Source organism: Micromonospora inyonensis (genome assembly GCF_900091415.1).
Lineage (GTDB): Bacteria > Actinomycetota > Actinomycetes > Mycobacteriales > Micromonosporaceae > Micromonospora > Micromonospora inyonensis.
The window spans coordinates 1,196,172-1,216,757 of the sequence record NZ_FMHU01000001.1 but is presented as its reverse complement, the minus strand read 5'-3'; the positions used below and the strand labels follow the sequence as shown (position 1 = coordinate 1,216,757).

Below are 20,586 nucleotides of genomic sequence, written 5' to 3'. Positions count from 1 at the left end.
GCACGGACGTACCCGGCGGTAAGCCTACTCAGCGTTCAGGCGTACGCCCGGGTCAGGGCGTGGCCCTGCGGCACGCGACACACCGGCGGCGGGCATCCCCGTCGCCGGTGTGTCGCGGCCGTCGCTCAGGACTTGCCGGACGGCACCTCGTGCCCGGTGGGGGCAGAGTCCGCGGCGTCACCCTGCGCGGGCGCGCGCCGGGTGGTGGTCGCCCCGAACGGCACGGTGACGGATGGGATGCCGAACAGGCCCCCCGGCGCCCGGGGCAGCCCCTTGGGCAGCAGCGGCACCGCCATGGCCGTGGTGAGGAGGGCCATCAGCACCATCATGGTGAACATCTCGCCGTCCAGCACCCCCAGGGAGAGACCGATGTTGAGGATCACCAGCTCGGTCAGGCCCCGGGTGTTCATGAGCAGCCCGACCGCGTAGGACTCCTGCCAGTTCATGCCGGACAACCTGGCGGCGAAGCCTGCGGCGACGAGCTTGCCGATGCAGGCGGCGACCATGATGATCGCCAGCTCGCCCAGACCGGTCCAACCGAGGGCGCCGATGTTGACGTTGAGCCCGGTGACGATGAAGAAGATCGGCAGCAGCAGGCGGGTGGCGCTCTCCAGCGGGATGTGCAGGGACTCGGCGAGCAACGCCCGTGGCTCCCGGGGCATCACCAGACCGAAGGCGAAGGCCCCGAAGACCGCGTGGACCCCGATCCACGACGTGGCATAGGCGGAGAGGAACGCCCCGGCGGCGATCAGCGGGACGAGGAAGGGCGAGGCCGTGCCGCCCCGGATGAGCCGGGCGACGAGCCGGCGGAGCAGCGGCCGGACCCCGAATACCATCAGCGCCACGTAGAGCAGGAAGAGCCCGAGGACGGCCACCAGCGTGCCGGTACCGCCACCGCCGGCCCCGAAGATGACCACGATGAAGGCCAGCAGGGTCCAGGCCATCACGTCGTCCAGCGCGGCGGCGGCCAGGGAGAGGGCTCCGACCCGGGTCCGGGCCAGGCCGGTCTCGGTGAGGAGCCGGGCCAGCACCGGGAACGCGGTGATCGACATCGCGATGCCCAGGAACGCGGCGAAATAGCCGAAGGAGACCCTCTCCCCGTCGACCACGTCGTGCCGGTCGTAGAGCAGCGCGGCCGCGCCGATACCGAGCGTGAACGCGAGGGCGATCGCGGAGAGCGATACCGAGGCGACCGACCCGGAGCGGCGCTTGAGCAGTTGACCGTTGAACTCCCAGCCGACCAGGAACATGAAGAGCAGCAGTCCCACCTGGGAGATCATCGAGAGGTGGGGGCGGAGCTCGGCCGGGAAGAGGAAGCCGGTGACGTCTCCGGGCAGCAGCCCGAGGAGGCTCGGTCCGAGCACGATGCCAGCGGTGATCTCACCGATGACCGGGGGTTGCTTGAGCCGACGGAACAGCATGATCAGCAGTGAGCCGACGATCAGCACGATGGCGATGTCGGCGACGACGATGGCGACCTTGAGGTCGGAGTGTACGGAGTTCATCTGGATCCTTGAACTGGTCAGCATGGACGCCGGTCGTGTTGTGGTGGGCTCCGGACACGGACCATCGTCGCGTCTGCCGGGAGAACGCGGGAAGCGGTCCGGGAGAGGGTTCGTCGTTCCGCCGGGAGCACACGAGCACAGGCGTCGTGAAGGAGTAAGGGTCGCTCAGGTGTCGACGTCCCGGTGGTGGCTCTCCGGTCACCGGTCGCGGCGACTCACCCGGTCGGTACCGGGCCCCGCTCCCGCCCCTGGGCATAGACCATCACCAGATGGCCGAAAGGTGGTGCGGAGATGGACGGGCCGGAAATGCGACGCGACGGCGGCAGTGGAGAACGGCGTTTTCGAGACGCGGCACGACGACAGTTCTCGTGATGTCTACCGCCACACCCCCAAACGTGTCCGACGACCGCGGGCGCGACCTCGACACAGCCAAGCCCCGATGCTGGAGGACGTCACCGGAGAACCGGCCGTCAAATCTCCCAGAGGTTGGAGGATCCTTTCGGGACGATAGTCGGCAATGGATGCTCCGTCAAGATGGAAAATCCAGAGCGGAACTGTTGAGCCCTGATCAACCGGCCTCTAAGGTGTCCGGAGAACAACTCACAGCCGCGTGGGGGGACGAATGCGGGCTCTACAGTTCCATGGCGGACACAAGGCTCAGATCATCGACACTCCCCGCCCGGAGGCACCTCCCGGATGGGGCGTCGTCAAGGTGCACTACTGCTGCCTCTGCGGCAGTGACCTCTGGCTCTATCGAGGAAAGTGGCACGGCAACCGGTACCCCATCGTGCCGGGCCACGAGTGGGCCGGCGTGGTGGACTCCGCCCCGAAGGGGTACGAGTCCTGGGTCGGGCGGCCGGTCACCGGCGACCTGATCGTCGGCTGCCAGACCTGCGGGCCCTGCCGGGACGGGCTGCCGGTGATGTGCGAGAACCTGATCGAGATCGGCTTCACGGTCGACGGCGGCTGCGCCTCCTACGTGGCCGTACCGATGACCAACCTCTACCCGCTCCCCGAGGGGATGGACCTCGCCGCGGCGAGCCAGACCGAGCCGCTCGCCGTGGCGCTGCACGCGGTGGACCGGATCAACCTGCGGCCCGCCGAGCGGGTCGCGGTGCTCGGCGCGGGTGGCATCGGCCAGCTCATCCTCCAGTCCGCCAAGGCGACCGGGGCCACGGTCACCCTCGCCACGGATCTGGTCGCCGAGCGACGCAAGATCGCTGAGGAGAGCGGTGCCGCGGTTGCGGTGCACCCCAGTGAGCTGCCCGAGCTCACCAGCTACGCGGACAAGGTGGACGTCGTGTTCGAGGCTTCCGGCGACCCGGAGTCCGTGGTCCGCGCGCTCGACCTGGTCCGCCCCGGCGGTCGGGTCTGCCTGGTCGGCTACCAGGTGGGCGCCGAACACGCGCTGGAGACCGCCCGCCTGCCGCTGTCGTACGCCAGCCTGGTCGGCGTCATGGGGCCCGGCGGCAAGTACCGGGAGGCCGTCGACCTGCTCGCGAACGGCGCGATCGACACCCGGCCGATCCTTACCGACATCGTCACCCTGGACGACTACGGCCCGGCCATCGACCGCGCGATCAACCGGACCGACGGCACCGTCCGGGTCGTCTTCGACCTGCGCGGGGAGTAGCCGCCGTACGAGTCGGAGCGCGGTGCCGCCGTCCGAGCGGCGGCACCGCGTCGCCGGCCACCCGCCGACCGGGGGCGTCCGTCACCGGCCGTTCGCCGGTCGACCTCGGGCGACCGCCGGGACGAAACACGGCCGGCCCGGCAGGAAACGCCGTACCGGCCGGAACAATCGTTGACAGTGGACGGACGGGCCGATGTTCGGCCTTCGGACGGACACGCCGAAACGCATATATTGGCCGATCCTGATTCCGACCATGATGAGTGAGGCTGTCCATGTCTGACACGGCCAAACAGGCGACCGGCGCGGCGCGCCAGCAGCCCGACGCGGCGGGCCCCCGTAAGCCCGGACTCGTGCTGGCACTTCTGGCCGCCTGCGCGTTGATGATCGTCCTCGACTCGACGGTGGTGTACGTCGCGCTGCCGCAGATCCAGCAGAGTCTCGAGATGAGCGCCACCGCACTGGTCTGGGTGGTCAACGCCTACGCGCTGGCCTTCGGCGGCCTGATGCTGCTCGGCGGTCGGGCCGGTGACATCGTCGGCCAGCGGCGGGTGCTCCTCGTCGGGCTGGTGATCTTCGGTGTCGCCTCGCTGCTGTGCGGCCTGGCCCCCTCCCCGGAGGTGCTGATCGCCGCGCGCGCCCTGCAGGGCGTCGGGGCGGCGCTGGTCGCACCGACGTCGCTCTCGCTGATTCCGATCAACTTCACCGACGACGCGGCCCGGAACAAGGCGATCGGCGTCTACACCGGCATCGCCGCCGCCGGCGGTACGCTCGGCCTGATCATCGGTGGGGTGCTCAGCGACGCCGCCTCCTGGCGCTGGGTCTTCTTCATCAACGTCCCCGTGGTCGCGCTGGTGCTCCTGCTCGCGCCGGGTGCGGTCAAGGAGAGCCAGCCGCAGCGCGGCTCGTTCGACGTCGTCGGGGCGGTGACCTCGACCGGCGCGATGGTCGCCCTGGTGTACGCCCTGGTCCGCACCTCGACCGAGGGTTGGGGCGACCCGGTCGTCCTGGTCTGCCTCGCCGTGGCGGCGGTCCTCTTCACCGTCCTGCTCCTGGCCGAGCGGCGGGCCCGGCAGCCGCTGCTGCCGCTGCGGCTCTTCACCGATCGGGTACGGGCCAGCGGCTTCGTCACCCTGCTGTTCTTCCCGGCCGCCTTCGCCGGTTTGTTCTTCTTCCTCACCCAGTACTTCCAGGGGGTGTGGAGCTACTCCGCGCTGCGCACCGGCTTCGCCTTCGTTCCGGCGGCGATCCTGGTCCTGGTCGCCGCGGTGCTGACCGGTCAGTTGGTGCCGAAGCTCGGCCCGAGCGTCGTGGCCGGGATCGGCGCGGTGCTCACCACCGTCGCGATGCTCTGGCTCACCCAGCTCTCCGCCGACGGCGGCTACGCGACCTCGCTGCTCGGTCCGCTGGTGCTCGGCGGCTTCGGCGCCGGACTGATCTACGCCTCGGTCACCGCCTCGATCATGTCGAACGTGGCGCCGGAGGTGACGGGCGCGGCCTCCAGCGTGCTGCAGGCCGTCCAGCAGATCGGTCCGGCGCTCGGCCTGGCCGTGCTGGTCACCGCAGCGGGTACGCCCGCCGACCCGGTCGAGGGGATGCGCCGGGCGTTCTGGGTGGCCGCCGTCATCGCCGCCCTGCCGGCCGTCCTCGCGCTGTTCAACCGCCGGGCACGTACCAGCTGACGTGCCGACGGGGTGGCCGTCCGTCAGGTCCCGGAACCCGGCGGACGGCGCACCGCATCCGGACCGGTCACCCGACCGTTCCCACCGCCGGGACGGGACCCGCCCCGGCACCTGATCCCGGCCGTCCAGAGCGCGGCGACGCGTGACCTGGCGAGTTCCCCGGGCCACCCCCTGACCCCCACACCCCCACGTGGAGAAACGGAGCAGACAGGTGGAGTCGACAGCAGCCCCCACCCAGCCGTCCCTGGTGCTGACCGGGCACCGGGAGGGCGTGATCGGCGCGGTCTTCCACCCCGACGATCACCTGGTCGCCACCAGCGGCGAGGACGGCACCATCCGTCTCTGGGACGCGACCACCGGTGAGCAGGTCGGCGAGACGCTCACCGGGCACACCGACACGATCTGGCTCGTGGCGTTCCACCCCGAGGGTCGCCTGTTGGCCAGCGCCAGCGAGGACCGGACCGCCCGGATCTGGGACGTGACCACCGGCAGGCAGGTCGGGGAGCCCCTCGTCGGACACACGGCCGGGGTCTACGGCGTGGCCTTCCACCCGGACGGGACCCTGCTGGCCACCGGCAGCGCGGACCACACCGTCCGGCTGTGGAAGGTGCCCGGCGGCGAGCCGGTGGGTGAGCCCCTCACCGCGAGCACCGACGAGATCGACGGGGTGGCCTTCCATCCGGACGGCCATCTGGTCGCCTCGACCGGCGACGCGGTGCGCCTCTACGACACCGCGACCGGCCAACCGGTCGGCAACCCGCTCGTCGGGCACACGAAGGGCGCGGTCAGCGTGGCCTTCAGCCCGGACGGGCGATTGTTGGCCAGCGGGTCCGACGACCTGACCGTCCGGATCTGGGACCACGCGGCGGGCGGGTCGGCGGTCGACCCGCTGGTCGGGCACACCGACGCCGTCGACGGGGTCACCTTCCACCCCGGCGGCCGGCTGCTGGTCAGCGCGGGCGAGGACTGCACGGTGCGGGTCTGGGACGTGGCCAGCGGGAAGCAGGTCGGAGAGCTGGAAACCGGACACACCGCTCCGGTGTGGAACATGGGCTTCGACCGCACCGGCTCGCGGATCGCCACCGCCAGCCAGGATGGAACGGCCCGCATCCTGCCCTTCCCGGCGTACCCTGCTGCCGGGTGACGGCCGCCGTTCCCCACCCAACTCAGTTATTGAAAGGGACAACCCCATGACCTGGACCGCCCCTGCCGTCGACCGGAGGCCAGACCCGGCCCTGGGCGACGAGCGTGCCGTACTGGCCGGCTGGCTCGACTACCATCGGGACACCCTGCTGTTCAAGTGCTCGGGCCTGACCGATGCGCAGCTCAAGACCAACAGCATCCCGGTGACCAACCTGACCCTGCTCGGGCTGGTGCGTCACATGACCGAGCTGGAGCGCTGGCTGCGTACGCTCTTCACCGGCGAGACGGCCGAGGACCCGTACTCCACCGAGGAGCGTCCGGACGCCGCCTTCGACGACGTGGCCGCGGCCGACGTGGTGGCCGACTTCGACCTCTTCCGGCAGGAGGTGGAGCTGACCCGCAAGGCGTTCTCGCTGCGCGACCTCGGCGACACCTACGAGGACGAGGGCGAGGTGCTCAACCTCCGGACCACGGTGGTGCACATCCTCGAGGAGTACGCCCGGCACAACGGTCACGCCGACCTGATCCGGCAGACGATCGACGGCGCGACCGGCACCTGACCGACGGAGCCGTTCCGCACCGGCCGCCGCCCGGCCGGTGCGGAACGGGGCCAGCGCCCCCGCCCACGGACGATCGGGACGTCGCACGCCGGCTCGTACGACGAACCTGCGCCGGCGGCCGCGACATTCGTGCGGGGAATTTCCGCCTTCCGAACGGTCTGGGCCGGGTGTGCGCGAAACGCGGCACACCACAGGGACCGTGGAGCCCAATCGTGAATGGTTGCCGGGCCGAGGCCGACAATCGGCGGCCAGCGGCGAAACTACGGAAATCGCCCGGCGTGGTTGCTGACCGTTCATTCTGCTCTCCCCATTTAATTCAGCTGGTCGAGGGCGGCCAGGTGCCGAGCTGGTCGGGCCGGCCGCCGGTTGTCCGCAGCCGCCGACCCCGCTTCGAGCCGGCGCCCGGAGGTGGCCCCGCACGGCGGTTGGCCTGCCCAGCGGTCGCCCGGCCGGCTGGCGTCCGCCCCGGTCGTCGACACCACGTTGAGTGAGGCCGGACAGGCTGCAGTCGCGCTCTCCGGTGTGGCTGGAGCGCCCCGGTTCGACGGTTTGGAAACGTATGACCGGCGGTTACTCCGCCCTGTCCGGGCGATGCGACGGTGCGTTTAACCACGAAGCGTCAAGAGCTTTTCGGCCATACCGAGCATAGTTGCGGTGCTATATGCTGACGATCGCGGTGTCCTTTGGGGATCGCCGGTAGCGACCGCCCGGCAACGGGTCGGGCAGGTCGGACGGCTCGGCACGCAATCCGCGGCACCCCCGGGCAAGATCATCAATCGCCGAGAGAAGGTAGCCAGGACATGGATTCTGCCAACTTGACGAACCGCGGGCTGATCGAGCGGGCCCGGCGGGCGACCGCGGCGGAGAAGTACGACGTCCAGACCCGGTTCTCCTCCATGATCCAGTCGGGGGAGGGCGCGTGGATCACCGACGTCGAGGGCAACCGTATGGTCGACCTCACGGCCTCCAGTGGCACCATCATCCTGGGCCACCGGCACCCTGCGGTCGTCGAGGCGATCATCCGGCAGATCCGGGACTACGGCACGGCGTTCGCCTCGACGCTGTCGGTGCCGCGGGTGGAGTTGGCAGAGCGGCTGTGCGAGCGGTACGCGTGCGCGGAGAAGGTCGTGTTCCACCGGACCGGCACCGAGGGTACGGCCATGGCGGTGCGGATGGCGCGGGCGGCGACCGGTCGCGAGTTGATTCTGAGCTGCGGCTACCACGGGTGGCACGAGTGGCAGTTGGCGTCGGAGACGTTCGGGTATCAGCAGACCTCCGGCGTGGTGGGGTTCGGCTACAACGAGAAGGCTCTGGAGAAGATGCTGGAGGCATTCGGCGACGAGGTCGCCGGGGTGCTCGTCTCGCCGGAGCTGCTCTACTTCGACCTTGACTTCTACCGCCGGATGGCCGCCACGTGCGCCCGGTACGACGTGCCGTTCATGCTGGACGAGGTGTACACCGGGCTCCGGGCGGGGCCGAAGGGCGTGCACGGGTTGGACGTGCCGGCCGACCTGGTGGTGATGAGCAAGGGGCTGGCGAACGGCCACGCGCTGGCGGCCATCATGGGCCGTCGGGATCTGATCGACGCGTACGACGTGGCGGGTATCCAGGGAACCTACACGCGGGAGGTGCCGCCGATGGCGGCGGCGCTGGCGGTGCTGGACGTGTTGGACACGCCCGGCGTCTACGAGCACGCGGAGCGGATGGGCCGCCTGCTGGCGGACGGGATGGGGGAGATCCTGACGGCGGAGGGGATCGCCAACCGGGTGGGTGGCCCGGCGTTGATGTTCGACGTGGTGCTGCCGAACGACGACCTGGGCTGGGAGATCTACCAGGCGGCGCACGAGTACGGGGTGTACTTCGAGGACAGCGGGACGCAGCTGGTGACGACGGCGTTCGACGAGGCCGCGGTGGATCACGTGCTGACGGCGTTCCGGAAGGCGACGCGTCAGGTGATCGCGGATCGCCCGGACATCGCTCCGACCTCGGGTGGCGAGATCACCCAGGAGCGGTGGTTGGACTTCGCGGAGTGGGCGTTCGGCGGGTTGCTGCGGGACGACGAGCGGACCAACGCGATGATCGACGAGACGATCGAGAAGGTCGTCAACCGGGATCGCAGCATCAAGGCCATCCTGATCCCCGACCCCGCCAGCTGACGACCGGCGAGGAGATGGAACCAGGACTTGCGATGGTGGCAGCGGCGCCGATTCCGGTGGCCGGTTGGGGTGACCGGGACGACCCGTGGGAGTGCCTGGGCGAACGCTCGTCCGGCGCGACGGTCTACCGCGTGGGGGAGAAGGCGTCCTTCTACGTGAAGACCACCCTGCCCCGGCACCCCGACGACCCCCGGTTCAACCCGGTCAAGGAGGCCGAGCGGCTCCGGTGGCTGGCCGACCGGGGGCTGCCCGTTCCCGAGGTCGTGGCGCTGGGTGCCAACGACGACCTTCAGTGGGTGGTCACCCGGACGCTGCCCGGGCGGCCGGCCGCCCGGCACTGGCGGCCGGAGGAGCGCTGGCGGGTGATCGAGGTGGTGGCCGACGCCGCGCGGCGGCTGCACGACCTGCCCGTGGCCGAGTGTCCCTTCGAACGGCGGCTGCCCGACCTGATCCACGAGGCGAAGTCGTCGATCGAGCTGGGCGCAATCGACCTGGCGGACGTGGACACCGCGCACGAGGGCTGGACGGCCCAGCAGCTCTGGGACAAGCTGAGCCGGAAGGTGCCTCCGCCCGAGGACGACCTCGTCGTCTGCCACGGCGACCTGTGCCTGGACAACGTGCTGATCGATCCCGACACGCTGGAGCTGGCCGGCATCATCGACGTCGATCGGCTCGGCGTCTCCGACCGGTGGTTCGATCTCGCTCTGGCGCTGTACAACATCGGCGAGGACGACGTCTGGGGCTACGGGCCGGCGCACAGTGAGCACTTCCTCCGGCGGTACGGCTGCCCCACCGTCGACGAGTACAAGCTGGCCTACTTCCAGCTGCTCGACGAGTTCCTCTGAGCTGATCCGGGCGGGTCGTTGCCTTCGGCTGCCGATCCGCCCGCGTGTGGCAGATCTCGGTGTGACGCGGTCCTACCGGATCGGCTGATCGCCGGTGGAGGGCGCGAAACGGCGGTGGCCGGTGGTTCCTCCGGGAACCACCGGCCACCGCCGTTCTGCGAGCCCGCCCGGGGGGTCAGCGCTGGTACGTGCTCGACGCCGCCAGTGCGATGCCGCCCCGGACGTTGAAGTCGACCGTGACCTTGAGGAAGACCGGCTCGAGAGCCGCCACCAGGTCGTCGCGCATCTTCGTCGCCAGGTGCTCGTGGAAGATCCCCTCGTCCCGGAAGGTCTCCAGGTAGAGCTTGAGACTCTTGGTCTCCACTCCCCGGTCACCCGGCCGGTAGTCGATCCGGATGGTCGCCCAGTCCGGCTGCCCGGTGATGGGGCAGCGGCAGGTGAACTCCCGGCAGTCGATGGTGATCTCCTGCGAGCTGTCGGTGATCGGGAATGTTTCGAGGGATCGGTCGGGCGGGGTGTCCGCCCGACCGAGCTTCGTCAGAGCCATGAACCGATCATAGGCTCTTCTTCAGCGCCCCCAGATTTTCCCGGACCTTGACCACGGCATCCAGCATGTCCTGGACGTCCTCCGGCTCCACCGAGAGCAGGGAGTGGTGGATCCAGACCGCCTCGTCGAAGGCCACCCGCTCCGCCACCGGCAGGTGGAACGCGTCCGGGGAGATCTTCTCGCCGTACCGCTCCCGGATCGCCGGCCAGTCGTCGGCGGTGATGTGGAACAGCTCGTCGCGGTGCAGCGGCGGGTAGAAGGTGTTCCCTTCGAACTCCACCCCCTCGGCGAGGATCGCCTCCAGCACCTTGTCCCGGTGCAGCCCGTCCCAGGCCTCGGTGTCGAACCGGAAGAGCAGTTCGTACCGCTGCCGCCGGGTGACCCGCGGGTCCTCGGGCAGCGGGATGAACCCGCCGATCTCGGTCAGCCCCTTGGTCAGCAGCTCCGCCATCGCGGTCCGCTGCCGGTCGAGGTCGTCGTACTGGTCGAGCTGACCGAGCAGGACGGCCGCCTGCATCTCGGTGGCCCGGTGGTTCCAGCCGAAGACCCGGCCCGGGAACTTGTCGTACGGGGCCTCCTTGCGGCCGACGTGCGCCAGGGACATGGCCCGGTGGAACGTCTCCTCGGTGGCGGTGACCAGGAAGCCACCCTCGCCGGAGGTCATGATCTTGCTGGTCTCGAAGCTGTAGCTGCCGGCGTCGCCGATGGTGCCGACGCACCGGCCGCGCCACTCCGCGAAGTGGGCGTGCGCGCAGTCCTCGATCAGCAGCAGGTCGTGCCGGCGGCAGATGTCCAGCAGCGCGTCCATGTCGGCGACCTGGTTGCCCAGGTGCACCACCATGATCGCCCTGGTCCGGTCGGTGATCGCCTCCTCGACCTTCACCGGGTCGATGCACCAGTTGTCGTCGGAGATGTCCGCCAGCACCGGCACGGCGTTGACGTGCACGATGCCGGCGACCGTCCCGATCCAGGTGAAGGCGGTGGTGATCACCTCATCGCCGGCATGGATCCCGAGCGCGCGCAGCGCCATCGAGAGCGTCACCGTGCCGTTGGCCGCCAGGAGGCCGTACTTCGCCCCGAGCTTGCCGGTGAACCGCTCGGCGAACTGCTGGTGCAGGGTGTTCGGGAAGGGGATGCCGCCGAGGTTGCGGGACTCGATGACGCCGCGGAGCCGCTCCACGTCCGCCGGGCCGACGTGCGGCCACTCCGGCCAGGGCCGCTGCCGGACCGGGTCGCCACCGAGAATGGCCAGTTTCTCCGTCATCAGCGGCTACCTGCCCCGGCGAGGGCCCCGAGGGCGATGTCCGGGTCGATCTCGAAGACCGTGCCCTTGTTGGTCATGTCGGTCCACTGCTGCTGGACCTTGTAGCCGATGGGCACCAGGCCCTCGAACGGCAGGTTGTTGTGCTTCACCCAGTAGTTCTCCAATGCGAAGGAGCCGGCCCGCAGGCTCAGTCGGTAGACCGAGTCGTCCGGGGCCACGCGGCTCCGCTCCTGCTCCACGTCCACCTCACGGGCACCCTTGAACCGCTGCATGGTGCGGACCAGGATGTCCCGGTACACCTCCTGCGCCTCCTCGTCGCTGTAGCCGGCGCGACGGGTGAAGTGCAGGTTGTGGTGGAAGCTCTGCTGTTCGTCGTCCTCGATGTGGATGCCGTACTCGTCCGGGCGGAGCTGGATCGGCGAGTTCCGCTCGACGATGAAGTCGGCGATCTGGTACGTCACCGTGTCGTGGTACTCACTGAGGAACTCGTAGAGCTCCTCGGCCTCGTTCCGTTCCTCGGTGGGCAGGCCGACGATGGTCATCAGGAACGGCTTGTAGCCCAGTTCCCGGCTGTCCTGGAGCAGCCGGTGGACGACGTCCATCCGGTTGCCCTTCCGGACCAGGTCGAGCAGGCGCTCGTTCGCCGTCTCCAAACCGAAGCGGAGCGTGCCCTGCGAGTCGCGCATCTTGGTCAGGACGGCCTTGTCGATGTTGCCCTCGAACCGGACGTCCACCTCCCAGAACAGCTCCGGGCGCTTCTTCTCGATGAAGAAGTCGGCGAGCTCGACCAGGCGCTTGGCCGGGAAGACCGCGTCGGCGAAGTCGAAGTGCACGACGTCGGGGAACTGCTCCAGGAAGCTGTCGATGTCCTTCTGGATGTTCTCGGTGCTGCGCTCCCGGTAGCTCCACGGCGCGAAGTTGGTGATCGCGTTGCAGAACGAGCACTTCATGTAGTAGCAGGAACGCGAACCCTGGAGCACCAGGCTGCCCTGGCCCTCCCGGAACGTGGTGTACAGCGACAGGTCGAAGTCGCTGTAGTCCGGGGTCGGGATCTGGTTCATGTCGGCGACCCAGGAGATGTCACCGCTGCGCTCGTAGGTGCCGTCCTCGGTCCGCCAGTGGGTGTTCGGGACGTTCTCCCGGGGCTTCGACATCTCCAGCAGCAGCTTGCGGCCGACCGGCTTGGTGTCGAGCACGCTCTGCTCCGACATCGGCTTGCAACCGCCGGGGATGCCGACCGGACGCTCGCCGCGGGACAGCGCCTCGGCCATCTTCAGCAGCGGCTCCTCGCCCTCCCGGACGACCAGCGCGTCGATCAGGTCGCCCAGCTCGGGGCAGGCCTCCAGACGCGGGATGAGCATGTCCGCGAAGGAGGTCACCCAGGGGCCGCCCCAGCAGATGTAGAGGTCCGGGTTCTCCTGCTTCATCAGGTAGCCCAGGGTCAGCGCGGGGATGACCTGGTTGTAACCCATGATCGAGAAGCCCATCATGCCCAGCTCGGCGGCCTGGCCGGCGACCTTCTCGTGGTAGAAGGCGTGGTAGATGTTCGCGTCCGGGTCCCGGACCAGCTTCGCGACGCGCTCCGGCTCGTCCCGCAGGATCGACAGGAACTCACAGTACGAGAACGGGAACGGCGGGTCCCAGATGGAGAGGCTCTCCGGGGCCACCTGGCACTGCTGCTGCAGTTCCCACTGCTCGAAGTTCGTCTCGGTGAAGTAGTTGCCGGTGATGTGGTTCAGGAAGAACTGCTTGATGAAGGGCTGGGTGAACTCGTGGCTGTTCTCCGGGCCCTGCACCTGCTCGATCTCGACCCGGTTGAGCAGGTACTCGTTGAAGTCCGCGTTCAGGTCCAGGCCACGGGCCGGCATGCCCTTGTCGCGAAGATAGGCCGTGAGCGTCGCCACCGAGATCGGCGGGGTCTCCGCCAACAGCGACGGTGGAAAGGCGACACCGGTGACGATCTTGTTAGTGACGGTCATCTCAGGACTCCTCCATGAGGGATAGGTAGATCGCCTCCAGACGTTCACCGGCCGAGGCCAGCGAGTACTCCCGCTGAGGAATCGGCTCGGCGGCGTCCGCCAGGCGACGGGCCAGGTCCGGATCGTCGAGAACCATCTCGATGGCGTCGGCGAGCTTCGGAGGGTCGAAGGGCGGCACCAGCACGCCGGTCTTCATGTGCTCGACCAGCTTGTGTACGCCGCTGACGTCGTGCGCCACGACCGGGCGCTTCATCATCATGTACTCGAGCACGACGACGCCCAGCTCCTCGTACTGCGAGGGCAGGACGGCGAGCGTCGAGAGCGAGATGATCGACGGGATGTACTCGGGGAGCAGGAAGCCGGTGATGACCAGCTTGTCGGCGACGCCGAGCTGCCGCGCCAGCGCCTCGATGTCACCGCGCTGCGGTCCGTCACCGGCGATCAGGAACCGGCAGTCCCGCCGCTTGGCAATCTCGGCGGCGGCCTTGACGAACCAGTCGACGCCCTTCTCCGAGGAGATCCGGCCCACGTAGAGGACGGTCGGCTTGTCGTCGGTCAGCCCGAACCGCTGCCGCAGTTCCTCCCGGCGCTCCGGCGTGTCGTGCCCGACGAAGTTGTCGGTGACCAGGTGTGCCAACCGGTGCACCCGGTCGTCCGGCACGTGCAGCTCGTCCCGGATGCGCTCGCGGACCTTGTCGCTGAGGGTCAGCACCGCACCGGAGTGCTGGATGACGTACTTCTCCGCCGACTTGGCCACCGGGTCGGCCACCCGCTCGAACACCGTGGTCGGGTGCTGGGTGAGTGACCGGCATGAGTAGATGTGCGACACGATCGGCACGTCGAGGACCTGCGCCGCGGCGTACGCGTACGCCGGGGCCGAGCCGGATCCGTCGCAGTGCGCGTGCACGATCCCGATCTCCCGCTTGAGTTGCTCCTTGTTACGCACCACGTAGAGCAGGCTGGCCTTCGCCCACGCCCCGACCAGGCCGAAGTAACCCTCCAGCTTGGACGGGATCGGCAACACCGGCAGGCGCCGGGCGTGCACGGTGACGTTCGGCGCGATCTGGAGGTCCTTCGGGACGCCGGGTGGGGCCATGGTGAGGACCCGTTGCGGGAAGCCCCGCCGGCCCATCTCCGTCACGATCGCGTGGCCCAACACGTGCATGCCGCCCATCGGGTCGAACCGTGGCTTCCACAGCTTCTGGTGGTCGGCGTAGAGGAAGAACGGTGTCATCGAGAGGACGCCCCGGGGGGCACGGTTGTCAGGCATTCGTCTCCACTTTCCGTCCGTCCGCCGCGCTGCGGTAGGCCGCCTCGAGCGCCTCGACGATCGCGACCGCGTCGTCCGGGGTGTGCTCCATCGGCCGGCCCTCGAGCACCGCGTCCACGACCTGACGGTCCTGGTGCACGTATCCGCTGTTGCGGATCCACTCCCACTCAGGACGCAGCCACCCCTGGTTGGGCTCCCACACCGCGCCGAACTTGGTGTTGGTGTACACCTCGACGCCCATGCCCTGCCAGAGGTCGGCGGTGACCAGACCCTCCGTGCCGATCACCTCGACCGTGAGCTGTTCACCACCGGGGCAGACCCAGGAGACGTCGCACTGACCGATCGCGCCGTCGGCGAACTCGATCAGGACGACGCCCTGGTCCTCGACGTCCCCCGCGGCGCTGAGCTGGCGGGTGCAGGCGGCGACGGACCGGATGGCCGGCTTGCCGAGCATCCAGCGGCACAGCTCCACGGCGTGCCAGCCGAGGTCGGTGAGGGCACCGCCACCGGCGGTCGCCTTCGACCGGAACCAGTCGGTGTCCGGGCCGGACGTCCGGAACGCCACCCGGACGGAGTGGACGGTGCCCAGCGCGTCCCGGTCCGCAGCCAGTTCGCGGGCCCGGACGAACTTCGGCGCGTAGACGAAGTTGCCACCGTGCGCGAGCGTCACCCCGCGTTCGCGGGCTGCGGCGGCCAACTGCCGGGCGTGCCCGGTGGAGAGCACGAGCGGCTTCTCCACCAGGACGTGCCGGCCTGCGGCGATCACCCGCGCCGCGATCGGTTCGTGGGTGGCGGCCGGAGTGGCCACCACCACGAGGCGGACCGCGTCGTCAGCCAGCGCCTCGTCGAGGGTCGCGGTGGCACGTGCGCCGAAGCGGGTGGCGAGTTCCGTGCCGACGCGCTCGTCGCGGTCCACCACCCAGCGCAGATCCACCCGGGGATCGGCGGTGAGGACCTCGGCGTGCACGCCACCCATGAACCCGCCCCCGACGACGGCGACACCCAGACGCTCAACCATCGGCAGCACCCACCGTGTCCGGCACCCGCTCGCCCTGAGCCGCTGCCACCAGCTCGAAGTTCGGCATCTCCGGGCAGGCGATCTCGTTGATGACCTCGCCGACCAGGGCCATCGGGACGGAGACCAGTGGACGGCCGTCCTGCCACAGTGGCTGGCCCAGTCCACCGAGGAGGACCATCGCGCTGCTCTCGGCCGGGTCGCTGAGGTAGCCGCGCTTGTTGTCGAACCGCAACCGGTGCATCACCTCGTCAAGGTCGACCTCCTCGGGGATGGTCACCATCGCGCCCGCCCGGGTCAGCAGCTCCCGGTGCAGTGCGACGGCCCGGTCGTCGAGGTGACCCAGCCGGCGGGACACCTCGGCGGCCACCACCATGCCGAGGCCGATCGCCTGGCCGTGGGAGAGCCCACCGGAGGCGGTGTACTCGATGGCGTGCCCGACCGTGTGGCCGTACTCCAGCACGAGGCCGGCGCGGCACTCGTGCATGTCGTCCTCGGTCACCGAGGCCTTCGCCAGGATGCTCTCCGAGATGATCTGGTACATGGTCTCGTCGTCGTAGCAGCCGTCCTGCCGCAGCGACGTCCGGAGCATCTCGATCATGCTGGGCCGGATGGCCAGCGAGTTCTTGACGACCTCGCAGAGACCGGAGACCGTCTCCCGGAACGGCAGGCTCCGCAGCATGGCGGTGTCGGCCAGGACGGACTCCGGCGCGTAGAACGTGCCGACCAGGTTCTTGCCCACGCTGGCGTTGACCGCCTGCTTGAGGGAGAGGACCGAGTCGGACATCGCGATGAGCGACGTCGGGACGTGGACGAGACGGATCCCGCGGAAGAGCAGTGCGGCCATCAACCCCGCGATGTTGCCGATCACGCCGCCACCGACGGCGACCACCACCGAGGCGCGGTCCGCGCCGAGCTGGAGCGCCGACTCGGCCAGCGTGCTGACGGCCTGGAGATCCTTGTACGGCTCACCGGCTCGGTGGATGAGCAGGTTCGCCGGAACCCGTGGGGAGAGACGTTCGACCAGTTCCGCGCCGAACAGTGGACCGGTGTTGCTGTCGCAGACGATCAGGAGTCGACTGGCCGACATCGCGACCAGGTCCTCCACGATGGCACCGAGACAATCGGTGCCGAGCCGGAACGGATACCGAACCGCGCCCAGGCGTATCTCGACCTCCATACGCTTACCCTTCGTCACGGGTCCTTACAACCCTTGGATGGGGCCCTTCCCAACGGGAGCCCCGGGGTCGGGGCTCCCGATCGCAACTGCCGGGGCCGGGGTCGATGGGGAGCCTCCCCGTCCGGCCCTGGTGGTCAGCCGCGCAGTTCTCGGTGATTCGTGAACACCTTCTCGAAGGCGCGGACGATGTCCTTCATGTCCGACTCGTCGCCCAGCAGCGCCGAGTGGTGGATCGTGACGACCCGTTGACCGGCGTCCTCGGCGACCGGCAGCGAGTGGCCGGTCAGGTCGAGTCCCGGGACGCCGTTGAACCGCGACCGGGTGGCGGGCCGGTAGAGCCGGTTGTGGTTCATCGGGGGGTAGCTGGCGTAGATGGCCGCGCCGGAGAGCTCGGCGGCGACCGCCGGGGCGATCCGCTCGACGCCGATCTGCCCGATCTCGTCGTCGGAGATCCGACCGGCCCACTCGTAGTAGGTGCGCTCGGTGGTGCCGGGCGAGGAGACCTGGGGCTGGATGCCGATCGCGCCGAGACCCTCGTCGAGCAGGGCCGCGTTGGCCCGCCGCCGCTCGTTCTGCTCGTCGAGCAGTTCGAGCTGGCCGAGCAGGAGCGCCGCCTGGAACTCCGACAGGCACCGGTTGCTGCCCATCAGCTCCGCGGTCTGGGCCAGCTCCATCTCCCCGACGGCGGGCTCGTCCGGCGTGTAGGTGCGGCCGTCCGCCCGCAGGTGCTCGGCCCGGCGGGAGAGTACGGGGTCCCCGGTGATGACGGCACCGCCCTCGCCGCTGGTGAGCACCTTGCTGTGCTGCATGCTGAAGGTGCCGAAGGCGCCGAAGGTGCCCACCCGACGGTCGCGGTAGCGCGCGCCGTGCGCCTGCGCGCAGTCCTCGATCAGCGGGATGCCGTGCCGCTCGGCGATCGCGGTCAACGCGTCCAGGTCCGCCACGGCGGAGTAGAGGTGGACCACGACGATGGCTGCGGTCCGCGAAGTGATCGCCCGCTCGACGGCCGCCGGGTCGAGGCAGAGGGTCCGCGGGTCCACGTCGACCGGGACGGGGACCGCGTTGACCCCGGTGACGGTGGATGCGTTGGCGACCCAGGTCAGGCCCGGGATGATAACCTCGTCACCGGCACCGACCCCGCACGCCTCGAGCGCGACCATGAGGCTGGCCGTCCCGCTGGAGGTCGGCACGCAGTGCCCGATCCCGTGGAACTCGGCGAATGCCGCCGCGAATCGTCGCTCGAAGCTCTGCTTCCCCTGGTATGGCCCGCTGATGGCCCAGCGACCGGAATGGAGAACCTCATTCAGTGCGTCGAGGGCGCCGGGCGCAGGAGCGGGCCACAACGGCCACTGCTGCGAACGTATCGGGGAACCACCATTGACAGCAAGAAGGGTCACTTTCACGTCCTTCCCAGGCCAGACTGCGGCAACCGGTAGATCGCGGGCTCGGCCAAGTGTGCCAGACGCAATCACCAGTGTCGACGTGCAAAAACCGGCCAAGCCGGGCTTGCGGGACACGGCGACCAATATGGACGCTGCCCGGTACCGGTCGCGGGTGCTCCAGATTTACCCCGTAATGCCCCAGCAACAACCCACAGTAGACAGACCAATAGCTCTTGGTATGCGGGCCGGTGTATCGGCGGGGAATATTTCCGCTTCGCTACCGGTTCAGGATCCTTCGGAGGACTCGATGACGACATCTACGGGCGACGACCGTATCGACCAGATTCAGCAGGCCATCACCAAGAGCCGGCGCTACCAGACGGTGGCCCCGGCCACCGTGCGTCGCCTGGCCCGGGCCGCCCTGGTCGCCTCGCGGGGGGACGTGCCGGACGCGGTGAAGCGCACGAAGCGCGGGCTGCACGAGATCTACGGCGCCTTTCTGCCGCCCAGTGCGCCTAACTACACAGCGTTGCTGCGGCACCTCGACGCCGCAGTGGAGGCCGGTGACGACGAGGCGGTCCGTTCGTCCCTGTCTCGCGCGATGTCGGTGCACATGTCCACCCGAGAGCGGCTGCCGCACCTCGACGAGTTCTACCGGGAGATCTTCCGTCACGTGCCACGGCCGAACACGTTGCGTGACCTGGCGTGTGGCCTCAACCCGCTGGCCGTGCCCTGGATGGGCCTGTCCGACGAGACCGTCTACGTCGCCTCCGACATCGACGCCCGCCTGATGGACTTCGTGGGCGCTGCCCTGACGAGGCTGGGGGTGGCGCACCGTACGAGCGTGGTCGACCTCCTTGAGGCCCGCCTTGACGAGCCGGCCGACGTCACGCTATTGCTGAAGACGCTCCCCTGTCTGGAGACTCAGCAACGAGGCTCCGGCTGGGAAGTGATTGACATTGTCAACTCGCCGATTATCGTGGTAACCTTCCCGACCAAGTCTCTCGGTCAGCGATCGAAGGGGATGTTTCAGAACTATTCACAGAGTTTTGAGTCCCAGGCTAGCGAACGATCGTGCCGCATTCAGCGACTGGAGATCGGCAACGAGCTGATTTACGTTATTCACAAATAGCTTTTCGCCACTCTTCCGGGAGAATCGGATGGCGTCGTGCGTGTACTTCGGTTGACTCCCTTCTTCCACCACGACTACGTCGACCACTGGCCGGCCGAGTTCGATCCGGTGGGCGGTATGCAGGTGCAGATCCTGGCGTTGTCCCGCAGCCTGGCCAGGGCGGGCGTCGACCAGCTCGTGCTGACCCTGGGCTTTCCCGGCCTGCCGCCGACGAAGCAGATCGAGCCGGGGTTGACCGTCCGCATCGCCCGGATGTCCCTGCCCCAAATCCGCTCCGAGATCACCGGCCTGGTCGGGTTGGGTCAGGCGTGGCTGATCGGAACCATCCGGGAGTGCCTCCGGCTGCGTCGCGGCGACTGGCGGCCCGACCTCGTCCACGTGCACGCCGACGGTCAGATCTGGCCGCTGGTCGCGGGTCGGATCGCCGCCCGGATCCTGGGCGTGCCGTACGTGCTCACCCTGCACTGTTCCCGGCTCTCCGTCTACCAGCCCATGTCGACGGTGGACGCCATGGCACACCGCCTCGTCACGCAGGCGGAACGGCAGGCGCTGCGCTCCGCCACCCGGGTCACCACCCTGACCGCCCGGACCGCCGACGTGGTGAGCGCCGCGACCGGCCTGGACCGGTCCGCCATCGTGGTCAACCCGGACGCGGTCGACATCACCCTGGCGACGGAGGCCGAGACGACGGCGTTCGCCCAGCGGTACGGCCTGACCGGCCGCCGCCCCCTGATCGGGTACATCGGCCGGGTCGCCCACGAGAAAGGCTGGCCGGACCTGCTCCGACTGGCCGAACTCCTGGACGACCTCTCCCCGACCTTCCTCGTCGTCGGGGACGGCCCGCAGCGGGAGCGGATGGAGAAGGAGATCGCCGAGATTGGCCGCGCCCACCAGTTCGTGGTCACCGGCTTCCTGCCGCACGACCAGGTGCCGGCCGCGCTCGCCCTGGTGGACACCCTGGTCATGCCCTCGATCCACGAGGAACTCGGCGGCAGCGCGATCGAAGCGATCATGGCGGGCACCCCGGTTGCCGCCTACGCGGTCGGAGGACTGCGCAGCACCATCGGCTCGGCCTGCCCCGACCTGCTCACCGAGCCCGGCGACGTGCGCGGACTCGCCGAGGTCGTCCGGCGTGTGCTGGCCGACCGGGATGCGGTGGTCGCCCAGATCCACGCCGCGCAGACCACCACCGCCAGCACCTTCGACGTCGCCGCCACCCGGGACCGGATGCTGGACTGCTACCGCGCCGCCCTCACCGGGGCCGGGGCGGCGAGCGGGAAGTGACCGGGCAGCGGA

16 protein-coding genes are annotated in these 20,586 nt (G+C 69.3%); 8 read left to right on the top strand and 8 right to left on the bottom strand.

Going from position 1 to position 20,586, the window contains the following annotated elements; genetic code table 11:
- Positions 1-125: 125 nt before the first annotated feature.
- Positions 126-1,505, bottom strand: coding sequence for a cation:proton antiporter domain-containing protein (locus tag GA0074694_RS05525; protein WP_091453452.1), 1,380 nt, complete (start codon positions 1,503-1,505; stop codon positions 126-128).
- Positions 1,506-2,127: 622 nt separating this feature from the next.
- Here GA0074694_RS05525 and GA0074694_RS05520 point away from each other — a divergent pair.
- The 6 genes from GA0074694_RS05520 (at position 2,128) to GA0074694_RS05495 (ending at position 9,521) form a co-directional block, all read left to right on the top strand.
- Positions 2,128-3,138, top strand: coding sequence for a zinc-dependent alcohol dehydrogenase (locus GA0074694_RS05520; RefSeq protein ID WP_091453449.1), 1,011 nt, complete (start codon positions 2,128-2,130; stop codon positions 3,136-3,138).
- Between the two features lie 272 nt (positions 3,139-3,410).
- Complete coding sequence (locus tag GA0074694_RS05515) at positions 3,411-4,817, top strand: MFS transporter (RefSeq protein ID WP_091453446.1); 1,407 nt, start codon at positions 3,411-3,413, stop codon at positions 4,815-4,817.
- A gap of 211 nt (positions 4,818-5,028) precedes the next feature.
- The gene (locus GA0074694_RS05510; RefSeq protein ID WP_176737791.1) at positions 5,029-5,961 is read left to right on the top strand and encodes a WD40 repeat domain-containing protein; all 933 of its coding nucleotides are present in this window, start codon (positions 5,029-5,031) and stop codon (positions 5,959-5,961) included.
- A gap of 46 nt (positions 5,962-6,007) precedes the next feature.
- Positions 6,008-6,520, top strand: a complete 513-nt coding sequence (locus GA0074694_RS05505) for a mycothiol transferase (RefSeq protein ID WP_091453441.1) — start codon at positions 6,008-6,010, stop codon at positions 6,518-6,520.
- Positions 6,521-7,320: 800 nt separating this feature from the next.
- Positions 7,321-8,676 carry an aminotransferase class III-fold pyridoxal phosphate-dependent enzyme gene (locus GA0074694_RS05500; protein ID WP_091453439.1) on the top strand — a complete coding sequence of 452 codons (1,356 nt, stop codon included), beginning with the start codon at positions 7,321-7,323 and terminating at the stop codon, positions 8,674-8,676.
- A gap of 14 nt (positions 8,677-8,690) precedes the next feature.
- Entirely contained in the window at positions 8,691-9,521 is an 831-nt protein-coding gene (locus GA0074694_RS05495; protein ID WP_091453436.1) for an APH(3') family aminoglycoside O-phosphotransferase, read from the top strand.
- Between the two features lie 175 nt (positions 9,522-9,696).
- Here GA0074694_RS05495 and queF read toward each other — a convergent pair whose 3' ends face one another.
- The 7 genes from queF to GA0074694_RS05460 form a co-directional block, all read right to left on the bottom strand.
- Entirely contained in the window at positions 9,697-10,068 is a 372-nt protein-coding gene (gene queF, locus GA0074694_RS05490; protein WP_091453433.1) for a preQ(1) synthase, read from the bottom strand.
- Positions 10,069-10,075: 7 nt separating this feature from the next.
- Positions 10,076-11,332 carry a DegT/DnrJ/EryC1/StrS family aminotransferase gene (locus tag GA0074694_RS05485; protein ID WP_091453426.1) on the bottom strand — a complete coding sequence of 419 codons (1,257 nt, stop codon included), beginning with the start codon at positions 11,330-11,332 and terminating at the stop codon, positions 10,076-10,078.
- The gene (locus GA0074694_RS05480) at positions 11,332-13,311 is read right to left on the bottom strand and encodes a B12-binding domain-containing radical SAM protein (RefSeq protein ID WP_091453423.1); all 1,980 of its coding nucleotides are present in this window, start codon (positions 13,309-13,311) and stop codon (positions 11,332-11,334) included. The genes GA0074694_RS05485 and GA0074694_RS05480 overlap by 1 nt, the downstream gene beginning before the upstream one ends.
- Before the next feature lies 1 nt (position 13,312).
- Entirely contained in the window at positions 13,313-14,581 is a 1,269-nt protein-coding gene (locus GA0074694_RS05475) for a glycosyltransferase family 4 protein (RefSeq protein WP_091453418.1), read from the bottom strand.
- Complete coding sequence (locus GA0074694_RS05470; protein ID WP_141713977.1) at positions 14,574-15,599, bottom strand: Gfo/Idh/MocA family protein; 1,026 nt, start codon at positions 15,597-15,599, stop codon at positions 14,574-14,576. Before GA0074694_RS05470 ends, GA0074694_RS05475 begins: the two co-directional genes overlap by 8 nt.
- Positions 15,592-16,794, bottom strand: a complete 1,203-nt coding sequence (locus tag GA0074694_RS05465) for a 2-deoxy-scyllo-inosose synthase (RefSeq protein ID WP_176737790.1) — start codon at positions 16,792-16,794, stop codon at positions 15,592-15,594. The genes GA0074694_RS05470 and GA0074694_RS05465 overlap by 8 nt, the downstream gene beginning before the upstream one ends.
- A 116-nt stretch (positions 16,795-16,910) precedes the next feature.
- Positions 16,911-18,173 carry a DegT/DnrJ/EryC1/StrS aminotransferase family protein gene (locus GA0074694_RS05460; RefSeq protein WP_091453406.1) on the bottom strand — a complete coding sequence of 421 codons (1,263 nt, stop codon included), beginning with the start codon at positions 18,171-18,173 and terminating at the stop codon, positions 16,911-16,913.
- A 292-nt stretch (positions 18,174-18,465) separates the two neighbouring features.
- Between GA0074694_RS05460 and GA0074694_RS05455 the strand changes: the two genes are divergently transcribed.
- Together GA0074694_RS05455 and GA0074694_RS05450 are read left to right on the top strand one after the other, a co-directional pair.
- Positions 18,466-19,290: an Rmt family 16S rRNA (guanine(1405)-N(7))-methyltransferase gene (locus GA0074694_RS05455; RefSeq protein ID WP_091453403.1), complete on the top strand. Its 825-nt coding sequence runs from the start codon at positions 18,466-18,468 to the stop codon at positions 19,288-19,290.
- Between the two features lie 36 nt (positions 19,291-19,326).
- Entirely contained in the window at positions 19,327-20,574 is a 1,248-nt protein-coding gene (locus GA0074694_RS05450) for a glycosyltransferase family 4 protein (protein ID WP_141713976.1), read from the top strand.
- Positions 20,575-20,586: the final 12 nt, after the last annotated feature.

Excerpts from the sequence above, each read along its gene's own strand:
- GA0074694_RS05500 (WP_091453439.1), top strand. The coding sequence starts at position 7,321 with ATGGATTCTGCCAACTTGACGAACCGCGGGCTGATCGAGCGGGCCCGG.
- GA0074694_RS05520 (WP_091453449.1), top strand. The coding sequence starts at position 2,128 with ATGCGGGCTCTACAGTTCCATGGCGGACACAAGGCTCAGATCATCGAC.
- GA0074694_RS05515 (WP_091453446.1), top strand. The coding sequence starts at position 3,411 with ATGTCTGACACGGCCAAACAGGCGACCGGCGCGGCGCGCCAGCAGCCC.
- GA0074694_RS05480 (WP_091453423.1), bottom strand. The coding sequence starts at position 13,311 with ATGACCGTCACTAACAAGATCGTCACCGGTGTCGCCTTTCCACCGTCG.
- GA0074694_RS05485 (WP_091453426.1), bottom strand. The coding sequence starts at position 11,332 with ATGACGGAGAAACTGGCCATTCTCGGTGGCGACCCGGTCCGGCAGCGG.
- GA0074694_RS05470 (WP_141713977.1), bottom strand. The coding sequence starts at position 15,599 with ATGGTTGAGCGTCTGGGTGTCGCCGTCGTCGGGGGCGGGTTCATGGGT.
- GA0074694_RS05495 (WP_091453436.1), top strand. The coding sequence starts at position 8,691 with ATGGAACCAGGACTTGCGATGGTGGCAGCGGCGCCGATTCCGGTGGCC.
- GA0074694_RS05505 (WP_091453441.1), top strand. The coding sequence starts at position 6,008 with ATGACCTGGACCGCCCCTGCCGTCGACCGGAGGCCAGACCCGGCCCTG.
- GA0074694_RS05475 (WP_091453418.1), bottom strand. The coding sequence starts at position 14,581 with ATGCCTGACAACCGTGCCCCCCGGGGCGTCCTCTCGATGACACCGTTC.
- GA0074694_RS05455 (WP_091453403.1), top strand. The coding sequence starts at position 18,466 with ATGACGACATCTACGGGCGACGACCGTATCGACCAGATTCAGCAGGCC.
- queF (WP_091453433.1), bottom strand. The coding sequence starts at position 10,068 with ATGGCTCTGACGAAGCTCGGTCGGGCGGACACCCCGCCCGACCGATCC.
- GA0074694_RS05525 (WP_091453452.1), bottom strand. The coding sequence starts at position 1,505 with ATGAACTCCGTACACTCCGACCTCAAGGTCGCCATCGTCGTCGCCGAC.